This is a genomic window from Metabacillus sediminilitoris (assembly GCF_009720625.1).
In the GTDB taxonomy this organism is placed as follows: domain Bacteria; phylum Bacillota; class Bacilli; order Bacillales; family Bacillaceae; genus Metabacillus; species Metabacillus sediminilitoris.
Genome location: NZ_CP046266.1, coordinates 4,866,810 through 4,889,449 on the forward strand (window position 1 = coordinate 4,866,810; position 22,640 = coordinate 4,889,449).

Genomic DNA, 22,640 nt, shown 5'->3' on the forward strand with positions numbered 1-22,640 from the left:
ATCAAAATGCGACAAAATTATGTTATTAATATTACAATTATATTTCAAATATAACAAAAGACCTTTTTTTTCACCCTAAAAAAATCCACAGAGTAAACACTAACACATATCAATCACTATTTCTAGTAGCTTATAGTCTCTGAATTTAGTAGGAACTTGGGTCTAGTTAACTCATTTTTATCAATAAAAAAGACGATTCCAAATGAAAGGAATCGCCTTTTTTCCTATTAATGCGGATAGTGTACGAGACTGCCATCAGTGGGGGTATCCTTACCTACAACTGATGGTTAGCGAGACTTATCACGCTTGGAACGCCACATCCTGTGGCTTTAGCCCGACTTGAACGTCCTGTTCTTCGTCGAACTTTTACGGGCAGCCTCACCTTCGCTTCTTTGTATTACTCAAGTTTAGAGGCGGGGTAAATAATTTCATCAATAATTCCATACTGCAGTGCCTCTTCTGCACTCATAAAATAATCCCGTTCTGTATCAATTCTTACTTTTTCAATTGGCTGTCCAGTGAAGTCTGCATATAATTTGTTTACATGCTCTTTTAACCTTAGAATTCGTCTTGCAGAGATTTCGATATCTGTCGCCTGCCCCTTCACTCCGCCTAACGGCTGGTGAATCATAATTTCACTATTTGGTAAGGCATAGCGCTTTCCCTTTGTTCCGGCAAGGAGCAGGGTAGCACCGAAAGAAGCAGCCATTCCTGTACAAATTGTCCTAATATCTGGTTTTATATATTGCATTGTATCAAAAATGGCAAATCCTGCAGAGGTGGAACCACCTGGACTATTTATATACAATGATATATCTTTTTCAGAATCATCAGCAGCCAAAAATAATAATTGTGCAACAACACTGTTAGCAACTTGATCATTGATCTCATCACCAAGCATAATAATCCGATCTTTTAACAGACGGGAATAAATATCATATGACCTTTCTCCTCGATTCGATTGCTCAATCACATATGGAATTGCTGTCATTATAAAACCCTCCTTGTCAGTGTTTATACGTTATGCAGCCAAGCATAGTACGCTTGAAGGAGAGAGTGTTTTTGAAGGAATGGCCGTAATGGATTCCTTCATTAAAGAGTGTATCATCGGAATAGTACGAATAAGGATAGAAGGATCCTGTTGGACGAGAGCGTCATGAAACAATTCTGATAGCAATTGTCTTTCTTCCTTTTCCCAGTCGAGCTCTGTGCTGCTTTGCTTTTCAATTCGCTTTTTTGAGCGATATAAGATTGATTTTACCGCCATTTCTGTAGTCCCAAGAATTTCTGCAATCTCATTAGATTGATAACAAAATGCCTCTTTTAAAAAAAGGATAACTGCTTGTTTCGGCGTAAAATGATTGAGTAGATATTGAACGATCTCCATCTTATCAACAGATGGATGTCCATTCATTTCAGCGATATTCTCAAGCACATCCTCTATCGCTTCTTTTTTCCGCTTACGGATTGTATCGATCCATTGATTATAGGCCATTTTCTTTAACAGGGCAGAGGAGATCTTTTCAGGCTTATGACCATATTTCTCAATTGCCTTCAGAAAAGTTTCTTGTGCAATATCCTCTCCATCCCAACTGCTCTTCGTTAAAAATTTGCTATATGCCAAAAGCGCTGGTATATATTCCTCAAGCTTATATAACTTCTTATTAGCAAGGTCCTCCCGCACGTTACTATGCATACTATTCACTCCTTTTAACACTCTCTATTTTATAAACGAATAAGGGGGTAGAAAAAGATATGGGGTTTTTTATTTTATTCTATTTTATTTGTTTGAGTACTCATTTGCTAAGGATGTTTTATAAAGTAAACCCTGTTTTTAGTTGTTCCAATATGGTGATAATTTAACTTATTGAGGAATTTTGTTGCACTTGTTCTTGAAGAAATATGGAGAAATGAACGAAGTTGCTTTTTAGTAATCTCTTCACCAAATAAATAGTTGTAATCATCTAATGCATGTATGTGTGCATCTTTTGATAAATGTTTACAAGACGAACAACACCAAAATCCGTAGAATCTGTTCATTGGAATGTGTCCGCATTTCTGTATAAAAATTTGCATATTTTAGGCTCGTTAAAACCCCTTAGTTGAAGAAGTAAATTCCTTTTTCTGTTGAATATTATCTTCTTACTGTTTAGGCACTTAATTAGTAGTTATCTTGAATATGACATATTTCAGATCACTTTATAATACTTTTTATTATCGTAAATTTTAATTGTAAAGAGGGAGTGGAAATATGGCAATAAGACCCCCGGTATTAGAAAGAGGAGATACAATTGGATTAGTTACACTTGGCACCCCTCTTGATGCAAATATTATTAATACCAGAGTACAATACTTGAGAAATATGGGCTTTAATATCGTTTTTGGCAGGTATGTTTATTCTTATGGCGGCATCGTAGCAACATCAGCTCAACAAAGAGCAGATGATTTAATGAATATGGTCAGAGATCCGAATGTCAAAATGATCCTTGCAACCCGTGGAGGGACTGGGGTTCAGACCATTCTCCCTTATCTAAATTTTGAAGTCATTAGACAGAATCCTAAAATTATAACTGGTTATAGTGACATAACAGTATTATTAAATAGTTTATATCAATTTAGTAATTTAATTACATTCCATAGTTTAATGCTTATTGACTTTAGACCAGAAACACCTGCTTATAACTTCAATCAATTTTTTGAAGCAATTTCTACGTTGAATTCTCCCAGGGTGATCCAAAATCCACCGAACATAACCCAAAGGGGTTTAGTTCCGGGAAATGTAACAGGTCCAATAGTGGGTGGAAATTTGACTTCGTTAGTAAATGCACTTGGTACACCATATGAAATTGATACAAAAGGAAAAATACTTTTTTTAGAAGAAACCCACTCTCCAACTACAATGATTTTTAGGTATTTAACTCAATTATTAATGTCAGGTAAACTTCAAGATTGTCTTGGTATTATTATGGGAGAATGTACGAATTGCCTTGTATCTTATGGTACAACATATGAAGATTTAATTAATTCTTTATTAGTCCCTTTAAGAAAGCCACTGCTAGTCAACCTTACTACAGGTCATGGCTTTTATAAAGCCGCTATTCCAATAGGTGCTAATGTAAATCTAAATTCAACAGATAATACATTGACAGTGCTTGAACCAACCGTTTCTTAGTGTTTGAAGTTTTTGCTTAGTGAGGATGTAAATAAAACTCTGTTTTTCTTAATATACAATATATGTCTAATACGACAAAATTTTAACATCTTTTGTTCTTCTACTTATTGAACAATCCTGCTTCGTTTTTATTTAATAAGTAACAAGCATTCCTTTGTTAAAGGAATAAACCAGTTAATGAAAGAAAAATAACAGGCATTAACCTGCCTATATATTCTTCCTTTATCCCATTTACTCTTTTATCTATTTCGTAAGTTTAATAAGACTTATGATAAATAACTATAAGGCTTCTTCTACTATTCATCTTGTTAGCAACATCCTCAACAAAAAAGGCCTTAATCCTTTTTGGAATAACGCCCCCGTTCGCATGCTCCTGCTGCCTTTTTACATAAATCAAAGGAATTGGAGAGATTGAAACTTCTTTTCTTTTCATTGAATCTTTATGGCGATAATTGAACCATTTTTCAATTTATTGCACTACCACAAATTCCTCTGTCACCTTCATTTCACCATTTACAAATATTGAGAGAGAATGTTCTCCAGGATAATGTTTCCTTGTTGTTAAGTCATTAAATGAATGCTTTTTTGTATAAATCTTTTTTTCACCCGGTTGAATGACTGTTTCAGTGATTTTGAATAATTTTGCTGATTGTTTACCGTTTGCTTTTACGAAGTTGATCTCATATTCAATTCTCAGCTTAGTTGGTTTTTCATCTGTTGATTTGAGGCCGAATGAGAAGGATATCGTGTCACCAATATGGATTGTCTTTGTAACAAGCAAATCTTCTACTTTTAAATGAGAATTTCCTGCAAAGCCAAACAGTTCTAGTGCTTGTTGATTACCTTTTTTCATTAGTGTTCTGATCCCTTTTTTAATAATCCAGTTCGTCAGTTCGTGTTCACCATACCATTTCTGCGCAATGTCTAAGACGAGTTCTGGATGATCTTTTGAAATGTCATTTAAATTATTTGCTACACTTTTGCGTACATAGTGAGAGGGATCTTTTTTTAAATTTTCTAAGATTGGAATAACCGGACTTGGATCTTGTTTGAGGCTTGATAGAGCGATTCCCCACGGCAATCGCGGCCTTGAGCCCTCACTTGCTAATCGTCTGACATGCTCATTAGGATGCATGCTCCATAGAAGAAACTGCTTCATCATTCGAGACTGGTCTTTTACCACAAAAGGTCTTACTGCAAATTCAGATGTAGAAAGTTGGGTGAAGTATTGGAGTGCTTCCATAGATTCCTCCCAATGATCCAGTCCATATACTTCTACATAGTCTGGGAATATGATGCCAGTTAGACCGCCTTGAAAGGACGGAGCTACCTTTTTTAATACTTCAAGAACTTCCGTATAGTCCAGTGCTATTGTTTGATGAAGACAACTTGTAATATGTCTTACTCGCTGTTTTAATGCGAGTTCATTCCAGCTTTCATTGTAAATAAGTGCTTGAAATTGATCTTTATTAAAACTTGCTTGCTCTGCTTTTATCTTATTCGAGAGTTCATTGATAAATTGTTGATTAAATAAATTTCTAAGTTCCTCTGCCATTTTCTGCTCCTTTTATTTCATTTATTATGAACATCCTGCTATCTCGGGTAGTATCAGCATCTATAAAAATCTGAATATCAATTCTTTCCTTTTTCCTTTAAAATATAATAAATACATTAAAGGGGATGCAATTATCATGACAAAACAATTTGAATTAAAAACAGTGCTCGTTACGGGATATGCGAAAGCCCCACAAGGCAGTGCAATGTATGAGATTTATAAGACATCTGGTATTGTTTTAGAAATTGATATTGAAACAAATGTCATTGTGAATGCAGAATTTACATTTGTCACTGATCTTGCTCGAGATTTTTTGAGCAGAGTTCTTGTCAATTATGATTTAACAAATGGGTTAGATGATCTCATTAAAAGGATTGAGACTCATTATTATACACCATCAACAAATTCAGTTATTGTCGCATTAAAAGCTGCGTACACACGTTATATTGAAAAAAAGAAGAAAATGGAGGAAATCTCTTGATAGCAAAATTCTATTTTGTTAGAATAAAATAGAATTAACTGAAAACGTTAACATTCTTACGAACGGATAGTGTCTTCTTAATGGTGAAATACACCCATTTCATTTAAATTAAGAAAGCCCAGCTTATCCATTGGAAGTGAGGAAATTTCTTTGTGTTTCCTTTTTCTTATGGTCAAGTCTGGGCTTTTTTGCGTTCTCGCAAAAGTCTAGTGACCTTCAAACAAAAAGGAGTTGTTTTAAGTAACTCATACGACTAGTTTACGAGGAGGCAGAAATAAAATGGGGAAAATGAAAACAACAGAAGAAGCTATTCTTCCGATTAAAACTGGCTCAATCATTATGGTTGGAGGCTTCGGTCTTGTCGGAGCACCGTTGACACTGATTGATGGACTAATCAACCATGATGCCACAGAGCTAACCATTATTAGCAACAATCTTGGTGAAGAAGGAAAAGGCCTTGGAGAGCTATTACGACAAGGAAAGATCAAAAAAGCAATAGGTTCCTATTTTACAAGTAATCGAGAAGTCGGCAACATGTACCACTCAGGAAAAATTGATGTCCAGCTTTTACCACAGGGGACACTTTCAGAATCGATTAGAGCTGGAGGTGCCGGTATTGGCGGTTATTACACACCTACGTCTGTATCGACAGAGCTTGCGAAGGATAAAGAAATAAGAGAAATCGATGGAAAGTTATACTGTTTTGAACCAGCTTTAAAGGCGAATGTTGCCTTAATTCGCGCACATAAAGCAGATGAGCTTGGCAACCTCATCTATTACAAGACAGCGAGAAATTTTAATCCGATGATGGCGACTGCAGCTGATTATGTGATTGCTGAAGTCGATGAAATAGTTGAAGCCGGCAAGCTTGATCCAGAATTAATTGCGACACCACATCTTTATGTTGATGCCCTTGTCTACAGCAAAAAAATAGTAACAAAAGAAGGGGTTGTAGCGCGATGAACACAATGGTAAAACCAAAAGAATTAATTGCGATGCGTGCTGCAAAAGAACTGAAGGATGGTAATATCGTCAATCTCGGTATTGGTATTCCTACTCTTGTCAGCAAATATATCGAGTCTAAACATGTTTTTTTACACACAGAAAATGGGTTATTAGGTGTCGACGACCTAAAAACGAAAGATGATATTGATCCACTTATAGTGAACGCTGGAAAACTTCCGATTGGTGAAGCAATCGGGGCCTCTTATTTTAGCAGTGCCGATTCGTTTGCGATGATTAGAGGCGGACATATTGATGTTGCTATACTAGGTGCTCTGCAAGTTGATGAAAATGGCTATATTGCTAACTGGGCGATTCCTGGGGAAAACATTATGGGTGTTGGCGGTGCGATGGATTTAATGAGCGGCGCTAAAAAAATTATCGTGACAACAAATCACACGAATAAAAAAGGCGAGTCAAAATTAGTAAAAAGCTGCTCGTATCCTATCACTTCCATTCGGAAAGTAGACGTTATTATTACCGATCTAGCAGTCTTTGAAATGAAGAATAATACCCTTACTTTAATCGAGTTAATGCCAGGTATCCAGCTTGAAGAAGTTCGAAGTAAAACGGAAAGTAACTTTGTCATTGCTGAATCACTAAAGGAGGTCATCCTAGATGAAAAATGATGTTTACGTCGTAAGTGCCCAAAGAACAGCTGTTGGGAAAATCGGCGGTGCATTAGTTAATGTTCAGCCAGATGAATTGTTACTTCCTTTGTATGAAGATATAAAAGCAAAACAGCTGATACCATTAGAAATCATAAATGAAGTCATAATCGGTCAAGCAAAGCAAACACAGGATCAGTCGAATATAGCTCGTTACTCCTTATTAAAAGCAAAATTTCCAGAATCACTGCCGGGATATACGGTAAACCGCCAATGTGGTTCGGGTATGCAGGCGATTCAAAATGCATTCCTAAGTATTAAAACAGGAATGGCAGATGCAATGCTCGCTGGCGGGGTCGAAAGCATGAGTACAGCTCCATATTATATGAGAAAGGCACGCTTTGGTTATTTATCTGGAAATGCTGAATTGCTGGATCCTAATAAAGAAAGCCAGCCTGGCTCTCAGCCTGCAGATATTTATGGAAGATTTACGATGGGACTCACTGCTGAAAATCTTGCAAAGGATTATGAAATTAGTCGGCAGGAGCAAGACGAATTTGCGTTAAACAGCCAAATCAAGGCAGCAAACGCCATTGAAAACGGTGATTTTGCGGAGGAAATTATTCCTGTTTCCATACCACAAAGAAAAGGAGCACCAATTGAATTTAGTCAGGATGAACATCCTAGAAAAACAAGTCTCGACAAACTTGCTAATTTGAAGCCTGCATTTGTGGATAATGGTACTGTAACAGCTGGAAATGCTTCGGGACTAAATGACGGTGCGTCCTTGCTGTTAATCGTGTCCAAGCGAACGATTGATCAATACAATTTAACTCCGCTTGCGAAAATCATTGGTATTGGGGTAAGTGGAGTTACACCAGACCGAATGGGAATCGGGCCTGTTCAAGCTTCTCTAAATGCGTTAAAAACAGCGTCATTATCATTAGATGATATTGATCTCTTTGAATTAAATGAAGCATTTGCTGCACAATCACTTGCTGTCATTAAAGAGCTTGGTTTACCACTTGAAAAAGTAAATGTTAATGGCGGGGCGATTGCTTTAGGTCACCCAATTGGAAACAGTGGTTCGCGCATTTGTGTCACACTGCTTCACGCCATGAAAAAACGAAAGAAAAAATATGGTTTAGCGACACTTTGTGCAGCTGGCGGGCAAGGAATCACGACGATCTTTGAAAACTGTTTTTAAGCAAGGAGGATGAAAATAGGCTCCCCTCATATTCTGCTAAATTGAAAGATTAGATTCATAGCTACTAGAGGGGGCCATACTTGTTCAAAGCCAGACTCTACCAAAAAAGGTAGATAAAAGAAAAACCAGCAAACTATTATGATAAACTAATTTTGTAAACGTTTTATTAGACAAGGAGGAAATGGGATGAAAGTAGAAAAGGATTTGAACAATCACAGCCAACCACCAAATGAATACAAAAAACCAACATCACTAAAGGAAAAATTGTCGATGGTCGGTCCAGGGCTTGCGGTAGCAGCAACTGGTGTTGGAACAGCAGATATGATTACGGCCATTGTCCTTGGTACTTCTTTTGGGATGACATTTGTATGGGCAATCATTATCGGTTCTGTCTTAAAATACTTTTTAAATGAAGGTGTTGGCCGTTGGTATTTAGCAACTGGTAAAACCATTTTAGAAGGATGGCGTTCATTAGGGAGCTGGGCAACTGGATATTTTAGTACTTATTCAATTATTTGGGGTTTTGTTTATGGTGCTGCAGCTGCTGCAACTTGCGGAATGGCAATGGAAGCGATGTTTCCAATCATGCCTATATGGGGATGGGCAATTGTCCATTCTGTCGTTGGCTTCCTTCTCGTATTTAGTGGCAGATATCTACTATTTGAACGAATTATGACCGTATTAATCGCGATTATGTTCATTACGATTATTGGTACTGCTGCATTGTTTTTACCGAGTTTTGGTGATTTTGCGAAGGGGTTCATTCCTACAATGCCAGATGGTTCTTTCATGATGGCGCTTGGTTTGATTGGCGGTGTTGGCGGTACAATTACGATGGCATCTTATGGATATTGGCTGAAAGAGAAAAAGTGGGAAGGTAAAAGCTGGATTTCCGTTATGAGAACAGACTCGAAGGTAGCGTATACTGTTACAGCCATCTTTACAATCGCTTCCTTAATCATCGGTGCACAGTTTTTATTTGGGACAGGTGTAACGCTTAGCGGGGATCAAGGATTACTAACTTTAGCGGAAATGCTAGGCGAAGAATTCGGTGCAACCTTACGTTGGTTATTCTTAATCGCTTTTTGGTCTGCAGCATTTAGTTCATTATTAGGTGTTTGGAATGGTGTTCCATATCTATTTGCGGATTTTATTCGTCTTATGAAAGCACGTAAAGATAAATCCTATGAAAACAAGTCTGTTGAAGAAACAGATCCGGCTTATCGCTTTTACTTAGCTTGGCTGACATTTCCTCCATTGATTCTATTATTCTTTGGTAAACCGGTCCAACTGATTATTATCTATGGTGCACTTGGTGCATTATTTATGCCTTTTCTAGCAATCTCATTAGTTATATTGCTTAATTCTAAAAAAGTTGAAGCCCAGTTTAGAAATAAATGGTTGGCAAATAGTGTCTTAATTGGCTGCGTGATTATGTTTGTGTTCCTTGCTGTTAATCAGCTAATGGGAATGTTTTAATCTTTTATTCAAGAGGCTGTCTCAAAGGAAACTTTTGAGACAGCCTCTCTATTTATTCATTGGTACGTTTGCTATCAATGACCTTTAATTCATCTGTTTCCTCATTTTCAACAAGATGTTTAAGCATCGAAAGCTTGTTATCCCAAAATTGTTCATAAAAGGATAGCCAATGTTTTAGCTCGAGTAAGGCATCAGGCTGAAGCTTGTACCTTTTTTCCCTGCCAACTTTCTCTACACTGACAAGATTTGATTCCAAAAGGATATTCAAATGCTTAGAGACTGCAGTACGGCTCATTGGGAAATGATGACTAATCATTGTCACAGGTAATTCTTGATTTGCTAAAAGCTTTAGCATTTTTCTTCGCGAAGGATCTGCTATCGCTTGGAAAACATCATATTTTTGTGCGGCAGACATTATTCCTCAACTACTTTACGCAGACGGTCGCTGACAATAGAATCCCAGCCTTTGCTCATTCGATCTCTTACAACAGTAAATGTCTCTCCAGCTGGTCCGACAATATCGTTTGGCGCTCCCCAACCAGAATGAACAAGCGTAAACTCTGTTTTTCCATCTAAGTCTTTTAATTCAAATGATATTTCCCAGCCAAATACTCCCCATGAGAATGACAGTCCATTTGGCGGGTTTACTTCCAACACTTTACATGGTGATTTTTCAAATGGTGAATGAATCGTAAATTCATGTCCTACCTTTGGTTCGAAATCATTTGGCATAAACCACCCAGCAATGCCCTCAGAAGTAGAAACTGCTTCCCATACTTTTTCAATTGGTGCATTAAAAATGGTCGTTTTACGGACTTCAGGTAATTTATCTTGATTATTTGTCATGTTTATTGCCTCCATGTTATTTATGTAACCAAAAGGTTTCGTATATATAATACGAAACCTTTTGGTTACATGTCAACAACTAATCGATAATTGCTTCTCTATCCACTGAATAATATCGTTCGTCACTTCTTCACGATTTGTTTCATTAAGCATTTCATGACGCCCTTCTTTGTAAAAAGTATAATCGATCTTTTTAATACCATGCTTTTTGAATTGTTCGATCACACCGATGACACCCTTCGTATGATTGCCGACTGGATCCTGATCACCACTAAAAAAGAAGAATGGTAAGTTTTTATCGATTTTATTTACTTCATTATTTTTATGGATGATGTCTAGTCCTGATAGTAAATCATAATAAAAACCTGTCGTAGCAATATACCCACAATAAGGATCATCAATATACTTCTTGACTTCGTTTCGATCTCGAGTTAACCAATCATATTCTGTTTCAGCATCTGCAATCTTTTTATTGTTGCTGCCAAAAGTTAGTTTATTCATTAAAGGGCTCTCTGTTTTGTTTCCTAATTTTCTCATTTGAGATTTTGCTAGTGTTTTACCGAGCTTTCCCATAAAGCCAGGATTGCCGCCCGTCCCCGAAATAATCACACCATGAATACAGTTGTGATAACGCTGTACAAAGCGTCGAACTAAAAATGACCCCATGCTATGCCCCATCAGAAAAACAGGTGTATCAGGATATTGTTCATGAATAACACAATTGATTTCCTTTAAATCATCTACCGCACGTTCAAATCCATTCTCTTCAGCAAAAAATCCTAAAACACCACTTTTCCCACCAGTTTCACCATGTCCGCGATGGTCATTTCCAAACACAACAATACCTTTTGATGCTAATGAATTCGCAAACTCGTGATAGCGTTTAATATGCTCTGCCATGCCATGTGATAGTTGTAAAATGGCTGTTGGTTTCTTTTTTTCTTCATACCATTTCTTCACAAACACGTCATGACCATCTGACATCCTTAACCATAGATCTTGTTCTCCCATTTGCATCCCCCTCTTATGTACTCACTTTAAAGATCTGTTGGTGTGCCATAATCCAATTCATGTAAGGCAGAAATCAACAAGCTCTATCAAAGTTATTTGTCATATCCTTATATATATGACTATTTAAACGGCTTCCGTCCCTTTTCCTTCATATTAAAATGAATATTTTAAATTTAACTGTGGCATGTGCTTCCATTAATCAGGCAATAATCATGGCTCATTTGAAAGTATGTATCTTCCGGTTTCTCCTGAATTGTACGTAAAAAAACCATGCCTCATTTATAGTGATTTCCCTATAATAAAGCATGGTCTCTTTCACAAATAAGTGGCTTAGTGAGTATGACTTCCCTTTGAAGGATTTGTAATGATGAACTCTTCTCGAGGCACGTAGAAATATTGAATCCAAACTCCGTCAAGAAAGTCATTTCTTTTGTCTAATAAAATGTCGATATCTTTATCTGTTTTTACAATTTCATCATGTTCTGTTGGTGTATCAAGTTTTAGATCATAGTGGGCATGGTCGCCGTGTTGTTGTGTAACAAAAACACGAACCATTTTTCCTGTTGCATCATCGCTATCTAGCATTTTCTTTAATACCTTTGCTGCATTACGGTTTATTTTACACTTCATATTTTTCCCTCTTTTCACTTATTTTTAGAAAGTTCCTCAGCAATGAGTTGATAGGATCGAAGCCTGTCCTCATACTGATGAGTGATCGTCAATATCATCATTTCATCTGCTCCATACAAAGCTTGCAGTGCATGAAGCTGCTGGTTTACTTCACGAGGATTCCCAATAATCATTTTCCTTTTCATCTTATGTATCATTTCTTCTTCTTTTTCAGAAAATGTATATTGCTCTGTTTCTTCTATTGAAGGGATTTTAATCATCTTTTCCCCTTTAGATGACAGTATCGCCCACAAAAATTGACTTAAAGCTAATTTTTCAGCTTTTTCTGTTGTTTCCGCACAAATGACCGAAACAGCAATAATGATATTTGGTCTCGCCAATTTTCCATTCTTTCTAAAATTGTCCCGATACCCTTCAACAATACTCGTTCCATGGTTTCTCATAAAATGTGCATACGCATAACCTGTTCCACATTCCGCAGCTAATAACGCGCTTTTCGTACTAGTGCCAAGAATCCATGGCTGAGGGGATTCCCGCGGCTGCGGTGAAGCGGTAATTTTTGAAAATAGATGGTCTGAGGGAAAATCTTGATTTATAAATCTCAAAAGTTCTTTAACAGATTCGGGATATTTACTCATTTGCTGTAAAAAGTTATCTGATAAGGCCAATGATGCTTCTGCTGAACCCCCTGGCGACCGTCCAATTCCGATATCAATACGCCCCTCAAAGAGTGTAGCAAGCAAATTATGTGTTTCAGCAACCTTGTACGGTTTATAGTTTGGCAGCAGCACTGCTCCTGAACCGATTCGAATTGTATTAGTTCTTGCTCCTATGTACCCTAACATGACTTCTGGAGCAGAGCATGCAAGTCCTGATATATCATGATGTTCAGCAATCCAATACCGTGTGTACCCATATTGCTCACCGAATTGCGCTAATTTAACAGATGCTTCTAATGCATCTTCTGCTGTTTTACCTGAAGAAATCGGTGATTGATCTAGGATACTTATCTTCATAATTTCCACCTTCCATCCTCTTGCCATTATATCAGGTAATTACCTTACTCCCTGCTAATATGCTCTTCATTTCGGACAGTGCAAATCAAAAAAGCGTGTTTAGATTTAAATACACGCTTTTTCTATATTGCTTGGTGAAGTTTATATCCTAGTATGGAAGAAAGCAGGCTTTTATCACGTACCGCAAAACGTCTGGTAAGGACGATTTGACGGTTCAGGAAGTGTGCAGTATTCCGCCTTTTCTGGTGTGTGTGCGTATGGTTGTGCAAGAACATCAAGAAGCTGTTCCATTACACTGAAGTCTTCTTGCTTCACTGCTGCATCTAGCGCCTCTTCCACCCGATGATTCCGAGGGATGACAGCAGGATTGGAGTTTCGCATTAATTCCTGTGAGGATTCTTTGGAAATCTCCTGTCTAACAAGTCTCTCCTGCCACAGCTTATACCACTGATCAAATTCTTCCGTGCCAGACAAAACTGTATTCCTATGTTGATCAAATGTTAATGCACGGAAGGTATTTGTATAATCCGCACCATTCTTCTGCATCATATCTAGGAGATCTTTTATGAGAGCTTCATCCTGTTCCTCTTCGTTAACGATTCCTAGTTTCGCTCTCATTCCTGTCAGCCAGTTATGGTGATATAACTCAGTAAAAATTGAAATTTCCTCTTGGGCAAGTTCGACAGCCTTTTCCTCATTTTCATGCAACAGCGGCAGTAAGGCTTCAGCAAATCGTGCAAGATTCCATCCACCAATATATGGCTGATTTCCATATGCATAGCGGCCCTGAGTGTCAATCGAACTGAATACTGTTGCAGGATCATACGTATCCATAAAAGCACATGGTCCATAATCAATCGTTTCACCACTAATGGTCATGTTGTCGGTGTTCATAACTCCATGTATAAAGCCAACGAGTTGCCATTTTGCAATCAAATCAGCCTGACGTTTGATCACTTCCTTCAGCAAGGAAAGATAGCGATTTTCATCATTGTCTATGTCAGGATAATGTCTTTGCAATGTATAATCAGCAAGGGCTCTCAGTTCTTCAACTGTGCACCATTGTGCTGCAAATTGAAAGGTACCGACGCGAATATGACTGGCAGCCACTCTGGTCAAAATCGCACCAGGCAGTACGGTTTCACGAAGGATGTTCTCACCTGTTGTTACCACTGCAAGACTGCGGGTAGTCGGAATACCAAGCGCATGCATCGCTTCACTGATTATATATTCACGCAGCATTGGCCCAAGTGCTGCACGGCCATCACCACCGCGGGAATATGGTGTTCGACCAGGACCCTTTAGTTGAATATCAAAGCGCTCTCCTTTTGGCGTGATTTGTTCGCCAAGGAGAATAGCCCGTCCATCCCCTAACATATTAAAATGTCCGAATTGATGCCCTGCGTAAGCTTGAGCAAGCGGTGAAGCATTTTCGGGAATGACATTTCCGGCAAACACCGCTACGCCATCCTTTCCTCGCAACTCTTCTTCATTTAACCCAAGCGACGCTGCCAAAGGTGCATTAAAAATAATCAACTCTGGTGAGTTTTTAGGGGTCGGATTATGGCTGGTGAAAAACTTCTTTGGCAGGCGTGTATAACTGTTGTCAAAGTTCCATCCCGGACTTATTGTTTCTTTTGTCATTGTATCTCCTCTTCTTTTTATGACATTTATCTTCAAATTTTTAAATTTAGCCTTATACATATTTTAGGTACCTAATTTTTTATATCAACACAATTATCCCATTTTAGTGTCTGCTTCTGCTAATTTATTATACCCTTTCACCACAATGATGACGCCTTTAAAACATAAGAACAGCTTGAATTCGAGTTTTTCGGTTATTACCCGCCGGGCAAATAAAGGACCAAACTCTTCTTAAAAATACGTAAAGCGGCCTTCATACGGGCTATGAAGGACTTTTCTCTTCTTTAAATTACTAAAAGTAGCCTTCATACGGGCTATGAAGGACTTTTCTCTTCTTTAAATTACAAAAAGTGGTCTTCATACGGGCTATGAAGGACTTTTCTCTTCTTAAAATTACATAAAGCGGCCTTCATACAGGCTATGAAGGACTTTTCTCTTCTTAAGATTACATAAAGCGGCCTTCATACGGGCTATGAAGGACTTTTCTCTTCTTTAAATTACATAAAGCGGTCTTCATAAGGGCTATGAAGGACTTTTCTCTTCTTTAAATTACATAAAGCGGCCTTCATACGGGCTATGAAGGACTTTTCTCTTCTTAAAATTACAAAAAGTGGTCTTCATCTAACCTTTGAAGGACATAACTCTTCTTAAAATGTAAAAAATGGCCTTCATCTAACATATGAAGGACAAAATTCTCTTTAATCATTGCGAAAAGTGGCTTTTACCAGGGCAATAAAGAACAAACTTTCTAAGAAGCCGGGATAGTGTTCATCATTAAGTACATTTGAATCTCAAAAAACCGCATTTATAATTAGATTATACAGCCTATTCTATTTCAGGTATGAGCCTGGGCTAATGTTCAACAAAATTCACCGTTAATCTCAACAAGGTCGATAAATCAAGGGTGAAAACTCTCATGAGTACAACCCCTGCCAAAATTAACACAAATAATGGAAGAATGATATGCAACAAGATTTGAAAAAATATTTCCATATGATTTACCCTTCTTTCAGAAAAAGAAAGAAGGTAAACATACATAGATATGCATATTTACCTTCTTATCCCATATTACTTTTTATTATTCTTCTTCATTAACGATCACATCTCGGCCTTTCCATTTCAAAATTAATGGAACTAAGATCCATAAAACGGCAATAATTAAAAAGAGGAGAGAAACTGGACTAGTAATAAATACGGAAAAATCGCCTTTTGATGCTGTTAACGCCCGTCGCATATTATTCTCAATCATAGGACCGAGTACGAGTGCAAGTACTAGAGGTGCTACTGGATAGTCGTACTTAGTTAAAAAATAGCCGGCCACACCACAGGCAAGAAGCAATAGTAAATCAAATGTATTTGCTTGTACGGCATACACTCCGAAAATGGAAATCGCGATAATAATAGGTAATAGATAGTGGGACGGTGTTTCGATTACTTTTGCAAACACTTTTACTAAAGGCATATTAAGAATGAGTAGCATGACATTTCCTATAAACATACTAGCAATAAGTCCCCAGGCAACCTCTGGATGGTCATCAAATAATAATGGACCTGGCTGAACATTGTACATAATTAAGGCACCCATTAAAATAGCCGTTGTTCCTGACCCTGGTATCCCCATTGTCAGCAATGGGATCATCGCTCCCCCTGATGCAGCATTATTCGCTGACTCTGGAGCCGCTACTCCTTCAATAGCACCATTCCCAAACTTATTAGGATTTTTACTTAATTTTTTTTCTGTAATATAAGAAAAGAACGAAGCAAGTGTAGCACCGGCACCTGGAAGAACTCCAATAAAGAAACCAAGAAGTGAGCCGCGTACGATCGGTTTTGTGCTATCCTTGAAATCTTGTTTTGATGGAAGAATTCGACCTACCTTAGCAATTTTTCCGCCATCTTTATCCTTTTCTAATATCGTCTTGAACACTTCGCCAAGTGCAAATAAACCAACAGCTACCGTTAGAAACTCAAGCCCTGAATATAAATAGGCAAAATTATAAGTAAAACGTGAAACACCTGATACATTATCAATGCCTATGGTAGCTAGCAGCAATCCTAGCACTGTCATGATTAACGCCTTTGTGATTGATTTTCCCGCTAGTCCACTGACAGCACAAAGACCTAGTAACATTAAGGAGAAGTATTCTGATGGACCAAATGATAGTGCCATTTCAGATAATGGATCAGCTAACAAAGTTAATCCAAGTAAGGCAATAATACCGGCAATGAATGATCCTATCGCAGATATCGATAAAGCTGCACCTGCCCTTCCCTGCTTCGCCATTTGATAGCCATCCAAAGCCGTCACCACTGAAGATGATTCACCAGGTGTATTTAATAAAATAGATGTTGTTGAGCCACCATACATGGCACCATAATAAACGCCAGCTAGTAAAATAAGCGAACTAGCAGCAGCACTTTCAGGGTCTAGTCCCCCGGTAAGTGTACTTGTGATTGGAATCAATAACGCTACACCACTCATCGGACCGATGCCAGGTAGTACTCCAACCGCCGTACCAATTAATACTCCAAAAAAGGCAAATAACAAGTTGTGCCATTGCATAGCAACACTAAATCCATCTAATAAAAATTGCAAAGTTTCCATTCATACACCTCCTATGATTTTATAATGGGAATCCTGGTAACGATCCTTGTAGTACTTCTACAAACACATAATATACTCCGAATGAAAAAGCCGCAGCGATTAAGATCATTTTGATCCATCCTCCTGTTTTCATCACTCGAAATGAAAAAAGTAAAAATAAAAATGTCGTAATAACATAACCAATTGTGTCTAAAAGTAGGACGTATAGGATTGCAGCACCTAAAATAAGTAAAAAACGTTTGTAATCGGGTTTACTATTTTTTTCTGCTTCACCAACGTACTTCGTTGTTTCAAATAATAGTCGTATACTTAGTAAGATTAATAGAATACCAAGGCCAATCGGAAAAATATCCGGACCAACGTTACTGCCATAGGAACTCGAAGATATTTTTCTGCTTTCGAAAATAAAGGCGGCTCCTATTAATAAAAAGATAACCCCTGCATACCGATCAAAAATTTTTTCCAACCCATCTACCCCCAATTTTATGTAGCAATTATGTAACCGCTTTCCAAAATTATCTTTGAAAGTAGTATTTATTAGAAGATTAAAAGAATAAGTTCAATTGCTTTTATTTTTTCTACTTTTTTTCATATTTTTCACAATTAGAGGATGCTATCCATGAAAAATATGAAAAAAAGATCACTTATACGTTTTATTAAATGAATGATCATAAACTGTTCACACTTTTTGGACAATGATACGATTCATTTGAAAGCGTTATCATAAATAAGGGGGAAGAAAAATGTTTTCTACATTAAAATGGAAAAAATGGGGGAGTATCTTTGCCAGCGGAGCATTAGTTCTAAGTCTGGCAGCCTGTGGAGGATCGGGTTCCACAACAGAAGTAAACGGCGAAAGCAACAAACAAGAAGTTTCTTATCCTGAAAAACCATTTTTGATTAATGCACCATCTGGCGCTGGTGGAGGCCTTGATACGACAGCCCGTGCATTAACAAAAGCTTTAGCTGATACAGGTCTAGTCGAACAATCAATGACAGTTGAAAACAAACCAGGTGGTGGTCAAGCTGTTGGTATTGCCGATTTTATTAGCCAGGATCAGAAAGACCCTTATCGCCTGATTCTTCCTTCTGTTCCATTACTTATTAATAATTTGAAAAAAGAAGGAAACAGCCCACACTCTTATAAAGATTTAACACCATTGGCACAGCTAACAAAGGATTATGGAGCAATTGTCGTACGTGCTGATTCTAAATACACGGATTTGAAATCATTATTTGACGATTTAAAGAAAGATCCTAGCAGCCTTACACTGGCTGGCGGCTCTGCACCAGGTTCACAAGATCACCTCGTCGCAATGCTGCCTGCCGTTAAAGCAGGTGTAGATGCAACGAAGATAAAGTATATTTCTTACGATGGTGGCGGAGAAGCTATGACAGCTTTAATTGGCGGGAATGCCGATATTCTTGCTACTGATATTTCCGGTACAGGTGAATATTTAAAGGCTGGAAAAGTACGAGTACTTGGAGTATCATCTCCTGAAAGACTTCAAGGCACTTATGCAGATATCCCAACCTATAAAGAAGCAGGAATTGATGCAGAATTTACGATCTGGCGCGGATTGTTCGGACCAAAAGAAATGCCTGACTATGCTGTTGATTATTGGAATAAAACATTAACTGAGTTGACGCAAACGCCAGAATGGCAAAAAGTCTTAGAAACAAATGGGTGGGAAAACGGATATAAAAACTCTGAAGAATTTGTCAAATTTTTAGAAGAGCAAGAAGTTTTGGTACAAGAAATCTTAGAATCTTTAAATATGCAAAAATAAGTATTATTTTACAATCAATCAGAATACATCATAGGAGAAGAGGTATCTCTTCTCTTTTTATCTATCAAAAGGAGAAATGAAAAATGAATGAGAAATCAGAAGCAATCAAGCAGAAGGTTCAGCAGCAATTTGGTCAACATGCACAAAAATATGTGACAAGCACTACACATGCTAAGGGTTCAGATTTAGTCCTATTAAAGGATTGGTTAAATGTAGATTCATCCTCGATCGTACTTGATATTGCAACAGGCGGCGGGCATGTAGTCAAATCATTAGCTCCGCACGCAGGACAGATTTTTGCAACAGACTTGACTTATGAAATGCTTGAGACGGCTAAAGGCCACTTGGATTCTGGAGCCTCAAACATATTTTATGTGATCGCAGATGCAGAGTCGCTTCCGTTTTTAGAAAATACGTTTGATGCGGTTACCTGCCGAATTGCTCCACACCATTTTCCGAATCCAGATATTTTTGTTAAAGAGGTTTCCCGTGTTCTAAAACCCGGCGGTAAATTTCTCCTTATCGACAATATTGCTCCAGAAGATGAGGAATTAGATGATTTCGTCAATCGGTTGGAAAAATTGCGAGATGACAGCCATGTCCGCAGCTATTCCGAAAAAGAATGGAAAACATGGTTTGAGCAAGCTAACCTATCATTCGTAAAAGCAGAACACCGCAAAAAGAAATTCAACTACCCCGATTGGGTTAAAAGAACAACTACATCTGAAGAACAAGTCAAAATAGTGGATTCCCATCTCCTTTCAGCTAGTAAAATCATTCAAAACTATTTTTCAATTGAATCAACGAACGATCGTATCCAATCTGTCACGATTGATGAATGGATGGCGCTTGTGGAAAAACATTAAGAAAAGCGCAAGCGACCGTTCAGCGACGTATGAACTGGAGCACTCCGTATGAGATAAAGGAAACACGAAGAGCGAAAGCGATACGATGTTGACTTATCGTAAGGAGGAGGGGGAAGTTCACTAGTCGCTGGGCGCTGGAGCTAGACACCGAAACTAAGTTCAAAAATTTAAACTTTCTTATCTATTAATAAAAGCCGGATGTGTGCTGACCTTTTGAGTCGCTAACATCCGGCTTTTTCTCTTTACTTTTTAAGATACCTTCGCTCTGGCCTGCCAATGGTCCCGTATAAAATTTCTACTTCCATCTCATCATTTGCTACTAAATATTCAAGGTAACGTCTTACTGTGGAGTGACTGGCTCCCAGAATTTTTGCAAATTCCTCTGCATTTATACTATCTTTCATTTCCTTCATACTTTGTCTAACCTTCTTTAATGTATGTTTATCAATTCCTTTTGGTAATCCCCCTGCTTTTTCCATGTCTACAACATGTTCTTCGCGACTGTTCATTCTAAAAAAGCTATTAACATCTTCTTGCTCAACGGTTGTTAAATTTAATAATGCTAATCTAGTTTCTTTATATTTTTCAAGAGTATCCAAAAACTTATCAATCATAATAGGTTTCATAAGGTAACTGAAAGCCCCGCCTCTTATAGCTTCACTAACTGTATCAACATCATTGGCTGCGGTTATTAAGATTACATCTACACTTCGTAGTTGTTTTCTAATTTCCCATAAAAGATCGGTGCCTTTTATATCTGGGAGAAATACGTCTAGTAAAATCAAATCCGGAGTAAAAACATTTATTAATTCTAATGCCTGTTTCCCAGTACTCGTAGTTGCTACAACTTGAAATCCATCAATCTTATGAGTAAATTTTTCATAAATCTTGATAGCGGTTTCATCATCTTCTATGATCATGACTTTGATTGGACTTTTTAACATATACTCTCCCCCTTACACCTTTTTTTTCGGAATAGCTATTGTAAATCGAGCTCCACCAGAATCACTAGTAGATAAATAGATTTGTCCTTGCATTAATTCGATTGTATTTTTAACAATAGATAGGCCAAGTCCATGATTTTCTCCGACCTTTGTCGTAAAACCCTCTTCAAATATTTTTACATGATACTCTTCTGGAACACCCTTTCCATTATCTTCGATGTCAAAGATAATCTCACTCCCAAAGTCAGTAAAAGAAACTTTGACATACCCAAGTTCTCCTTTAGCTTTACTTGCAGCTTCCATAGCATTATCAATGATATTTCCAAGAACGGTAACAAACATTTTCGTGTTAAATGATCCAGGGATTTGTGCTAAATTGCTCTCTTCATCAATTTCTAGTTGTATTTTCATTTCCTTTGAACGATTAATTTTTCCTAGAAGGCAAGCAGCTATAAACGGGTCTTTAACGGAAGATGTTAAAAAAACAACAATATCCTGACGTTCTTTCACTTCATCGGATATCAGTTCCCTAGCTTCATCATATTGTTCTAGCGTAATCAACCCATATATCGTATTTAATTTATTTAAATATTCATGGTTTTGAGCGCGAATATTATCAGAAATACTCTTAATCTGTGAGACTTCATTTGTCAATTGTTCAATTTCTGAAATCGGCCTGATCGTTAATACAGCTCCACTTGTTTCTAGTTTTTGTATAATCGGCGCAGCATCGACCATATATAGCTGGTGACCAAACAGAAACTTTTGATTTATTAAACTTTGTTTTGTTTGAATAACATAGTCTATAATTTTTATTAGACGAGTATCAACTACCTTTCCACCTATCTCATCTTGATCACCTTTTAGTAATTCCCTAGCTCTTTTATTTATGGAAGTGATGACATAATTTTTATTAAAAGCAACGGTAGCATCCCTTATCGACTCAATCGTAGCTTCTTTTTCTTTAAACAAAAATGATATTTCTTCTGGTTCTAAATTAAAAATTAGTTTCTTTACTCTTCTTGCTAAAAGAATGGCTCCGATCATTCCAATAAAAATAATAATGATCGTAAACTGGAATAATTTTATACGGTACTCTTTCACTCTTTCTTCCGCTTCAACTGTTAAAAAACCAACAGATGAAACACCAATAATAACTCCATTTTTATAAATAGGCGTTTTAGCTTTTATAGCTGGCCCAGAAATCCCAATACCTTCATATATAATCGATGCACCCTCTTCAAGTACTTTACGACTGCTTGTCCCCATCTTTGTCCCGATATTTTCCGGTTTATGATGAGAATAACGAATACCTTCTTTATTACCAATAACGACATAACCAGCCCCAGTAAATTTACGAATTTCTTCAGAAATTGGTTGTATCGTTAAAGATGGATCAGGATCATCAAGGGCCTCGATAATTTTCTCCTTTTGAGCAGTCATTTTTGCCACCGTCATCGCTTGATTACCTAGTGACTTTTTTGTCATGTCATCAATCATCGAGGAAAAGATAACGCTTACAGAAAGAACTGTCATCAAAACAATGATTGAAATAAATCCGATTAATTGGACAAGTAATGTAGGTTGTTTAAATATATTCCTCAAAAATCTGCCCCACTTTCAAAAAGCAGTTTGATTTAGCCTTATATGTAACAATTTTTACACTTATATTAATTAACTGTTATTTTCCTGTCTATTGTCAATAGGTTTTAAAAAATATAAAGCAGGTTTCATCAAAGGACTAACCACGGAAATAGTTTTAAATGAAGAGAGATCTTTAATAT

At 37.4% G+C, this 22,640-nt stretch carries 21 protein-coding genes; 8 read left to right on the plus strand and 13 right to left on the minus strand.

Annotated elements, in window-relative coordinates; all coding sequences use genetic code 11:
• Positions 1-397: 397 nt before the first annotated feature.
• Both clpP and GMB29_RS23515 read right to left on the minus strand, forming a co-directional pair.
• Positions 398-991: an ATP-dependent Clp endopeptidase proteolytic subunit ClpP gene (gene clpP / locus GMB29_RS23510; RefSeq protein WP_136352495.1), complete on the minus strand. Its 594-nt coding sequence runs from the start codon at positions 989-991 to the stop codon at positions 398-400.
• 30 nt (positions 992-1,021) lie between these two features.
• Positions 1,022-1,696 (minus strand): sigma-70 family RNA polymerase sigma factor, encoded by a 675-nt coding sequence (locus GMB29_RS23515; RefSeq protein ID WP_136352494.1) that lies wholly within the window; start codon positions 1,694-1,696, stop codon positions 1,022-1,024.
• A 555-nt stretch (positions 1,697-2,251) separates the two neighbouring features.
• Between GMB29_RS23515 and GMB29_RS23520 the strand changes: the two genes are divergently transcribed.
• Positions 2,252-3,172, plus strand: a complete 921-nt coding sequence (locus GMB29_RS23520) for a S66 peptidase family protein (protein ID WP_136352492.1) — start codon at positions 2,252-2,254, stop codon at positions 3,170-3,172.
• A 469-nt stretch (positions 3,173-3,641) separates the two neighbouring features.
• Here GMB29_RS23520 and GMB29_RS23525 read toward each other — a convergent pair whose 3' ends face one another.
• Positions 3,642-4,727 carry a DNA alkylation repair protein gene (locus tag GMB29_RS23525; RefSeq protein WP_136352491.1) on the minus strand — a complete coding sequence of 362 codons (1,086 nt, stop codon included), beginning with the start codon at positions 4,725-4,727 and terminating at the stop codon, positions 3,642-3,644.
• 136 nt (positions 4,728-4,863) lie between these two features.
• Here GMB29_RS23525 and GMB29_RS23530 point away from each other — a divergent pair, with 136 nt between their 5' ends.
• The 5 genes from GMB29_RS23530 (at position 4,864) to GMB29_RS23550 (ending at position 9,504) form a co-directional block, all read left to right on the plus strand.
• The gene (locus tag GMB29_RS23530) at positions 4,864-5,208 is read left to right on the plus strand and encodes a DUF3870 domain-containing protein (protein ID WP_136352490.1); all 345 of its coding nucleotides are present in this window, start codon (positions 4,864-4,866) and stop codon (positions 5,206-5,208) included.
• Positions 5,209-5,487: 279 nt separating this feature from the next.
• Positions 5,488-6,171: a CoA transferase subunit A gene (locus tag GMB29_RS23535; protein ID WP_136352489.1), complete on the plus strand. Its 684-nt coding sequence runs from the start codon at positions 5,488-5,490 to the stop codon at positions 6,169-6,171.
• 5 nt (positions 6,172-6,176) lie between these two features.
• The gene (locus GMB29_RS23540) at positions 6,177-6,839 is read left to right on the plus strand and encodes a 3-oxoacid CoA-transferase subunit B (protein ID WP_136352746.1); all 663 of its coding nucleotides are present in this window, start codon (positions 6,177-6,179) and stop codon (positions 6,837-6,839) included.
• The gene (locus tag GMB29_RS23545) at positions 6,829-8,025 is read left to right on the plus strand and encodes a thiolase family protein (protein ID WP_136352488.1); all 1,197 of its coding nucleotides are present in this window, start codon (positions 6,829-6,831) and stop codon (positions 8,023-8,025) included. The genes GMB29_RS23540 and GMB29_RS23545 overlap by 11 nt, the downstream gene beginning before the upstream one ends.
• Positions 8,026-8,211: 186 nt before the next feature.
• A complete protein-coding gene (locus tag GMB29_RS23550; RefSeq protein ID WP_168733806.1) occupies positions 8,212-9,504 on the plus strand; it encodes an Nramp family divalent metal transporter in 1,293 nt (430 codons plus the stop codon).
• Between the two features lie 52 nt (positions 9,505-9,556).
• Here GMB29_RS23550 and GMB29_RS23555 read toward each other — a convergent pair whose 3' ends face one another.
• From GMB29_RS23555 to GMB29_RS23590, 8 genes are all read right to left on the minus strand, one after another.
• Positions 9,557-9,922, minus strand: coding sequence for an ArsR/SmtB family transcription factor (locus GMB29_RS23555; protein WP_136352487.1), 366 nt, complete (start codon positions 9,920-9,922; stop codon positions 9,557-9,559).
• Positions 9,919-10,350, minus strand: coding sequence for an SRPBCC family protein (locus GMB29_RS23560; RefSeq protein ID WP_136352486.1), 432 nt, complete (start codon positions 10,348-10,350; stop codon positions 9,919-9,921). The genes GMB29_RS23555 and GMB29_RS23560 overlap by 4 nt, the downstream gene beginning before the upstream one ends.
• 72 nt (positions 10,351-10,422) lie before the next feature.
• On the minus strand, positions 10,423-11,361 hold the full coding sequence (locus GMB29_RS23565) for an alpha/beta hydrolase (RefSeq protein WP_136352485.1): 939 nt from the start codon (positions 11,359-11,361) through the stop codon (positions 10,423-10,425).
• Positions 11,362-11,691: 330 nt separating this feature from the next.
• Positions 11,692-11,991, minus strand: a complete 300-nt coding sequence (locus GMB29_RS23570; protein WP_136352484.1) for an iron-sulfur cluster assembly accessory protein — start codon at positions 11,989-11,991, stop codon at positions 11,692-11,694.
• Positions 11,992-12,005: 14 nt separating this feature from the next.
• The gene (locus GMB29_RS23575) at positions 12,006-13,007 is read right to left on the minus strand and encodes an LLM class flavin-dependent oxidoreductase (RefSeq protein ID WP_136352483.1); all 1,002 of its coding nucleotides are present in this window, start codon (positions 13,005-13,007) and stop codon (positions 12,006-12,008) included.
• Between the two features lie 174 nt (positions 13,008-13,181).
• Positions 13,182-14,651, minus strand: coding sequence for a protein adenylyltransferase SelO (locus tag GMB29_RS23580; protein ID WP_136352742.1), 1,470 nt, complete (start codon positions 14,649-14,651; stop codon positions 13,182-13,184).
• A 1,078-nt stretch (positions 14,652-15,729) separates the two neighbouring features.
• Entirely contained in the window at positions 15,730-17,256 is a 1,527-nt protein-coding gene (locus tag GMB29_RS23585; RefSeq protein WP_136352482.1) for a tripartite tricarboxylate transporter permease, read from the minus strand.
• Between the two features lie 19 nt (positions 17,257-17,275).
• On the minus strand, positions 17,276-17,722 hold the full coding sequence (locus GMB29_RS23590) for a tripartite tricarboxylate transporter TctB family protein (RefSeq protein ID WP_136352481.1): 447 nt from the start codon (positions 17,720-17,722) through the stop codon (positions 17,276-17,278).
• Between the two features lie 277 nt (positions 17,723-17,999).
• On the opposite strand from GMB29_RS23590, the gene GMB29_RS23595 reads away from it, so the two are divergent.
• Both GMB29_RS23595 and GMB29_RS23600 read left to right on the plus strand, forming a co-directional pair.
• Entirely contained in the window at positions 18,000-19,046 is a 1,047-nt protein-coding gene (locus GMB29_RS23595; RefSeq protein WP_136352480.1) for a tripartite tricarboxylate transporter substrate binding protein, read from the plus strand.
• An 83-nt stretch (positions 19,047-19,129) separates the two neighbouring features.
• The gene (locus tag GMB29_RS23600) at positions 19,130-19,912 is read left to right on the plus strand and encodes a class I SAM-dependent methyltransferase (protein WP_136352479.1); all 783 of its coding nucleotides are present in this window, start codon (positions 19,130-19,132) and stop codon (positions 19,910-19,912) included.
• Positions 19,913-20,154: 242 nt separating this feature from the next.
• Here GMB29_RS23600 and GMB29_RS23605 read toward each other — a convergent pair whose 3' ends face one another.
• On the minus strand, positions 20,155-20,856 hold the full coding sequence (locus GMB29_RS23605; protein WP_136352478.1) for a response regulator: 702 nt from the start codon (positions 20,854-20,856) through the stop codon (positions 20,155-20,157).
• 12 nt (positions 20,857-20,868) lie between these two features.
• Positions 20,869-22,461, minus strand: coding sequence for an ATP-binding protein (locus GMB29_RS23610; RefSeq protein WP_227551422.1), 1,593 nt, complete (start codon positions 22,459-22,461; stop codon positions 20,869-20,871).
• Between the last annotated feature and the right edge of the window lie 179 nt (positions 22,462-22,640).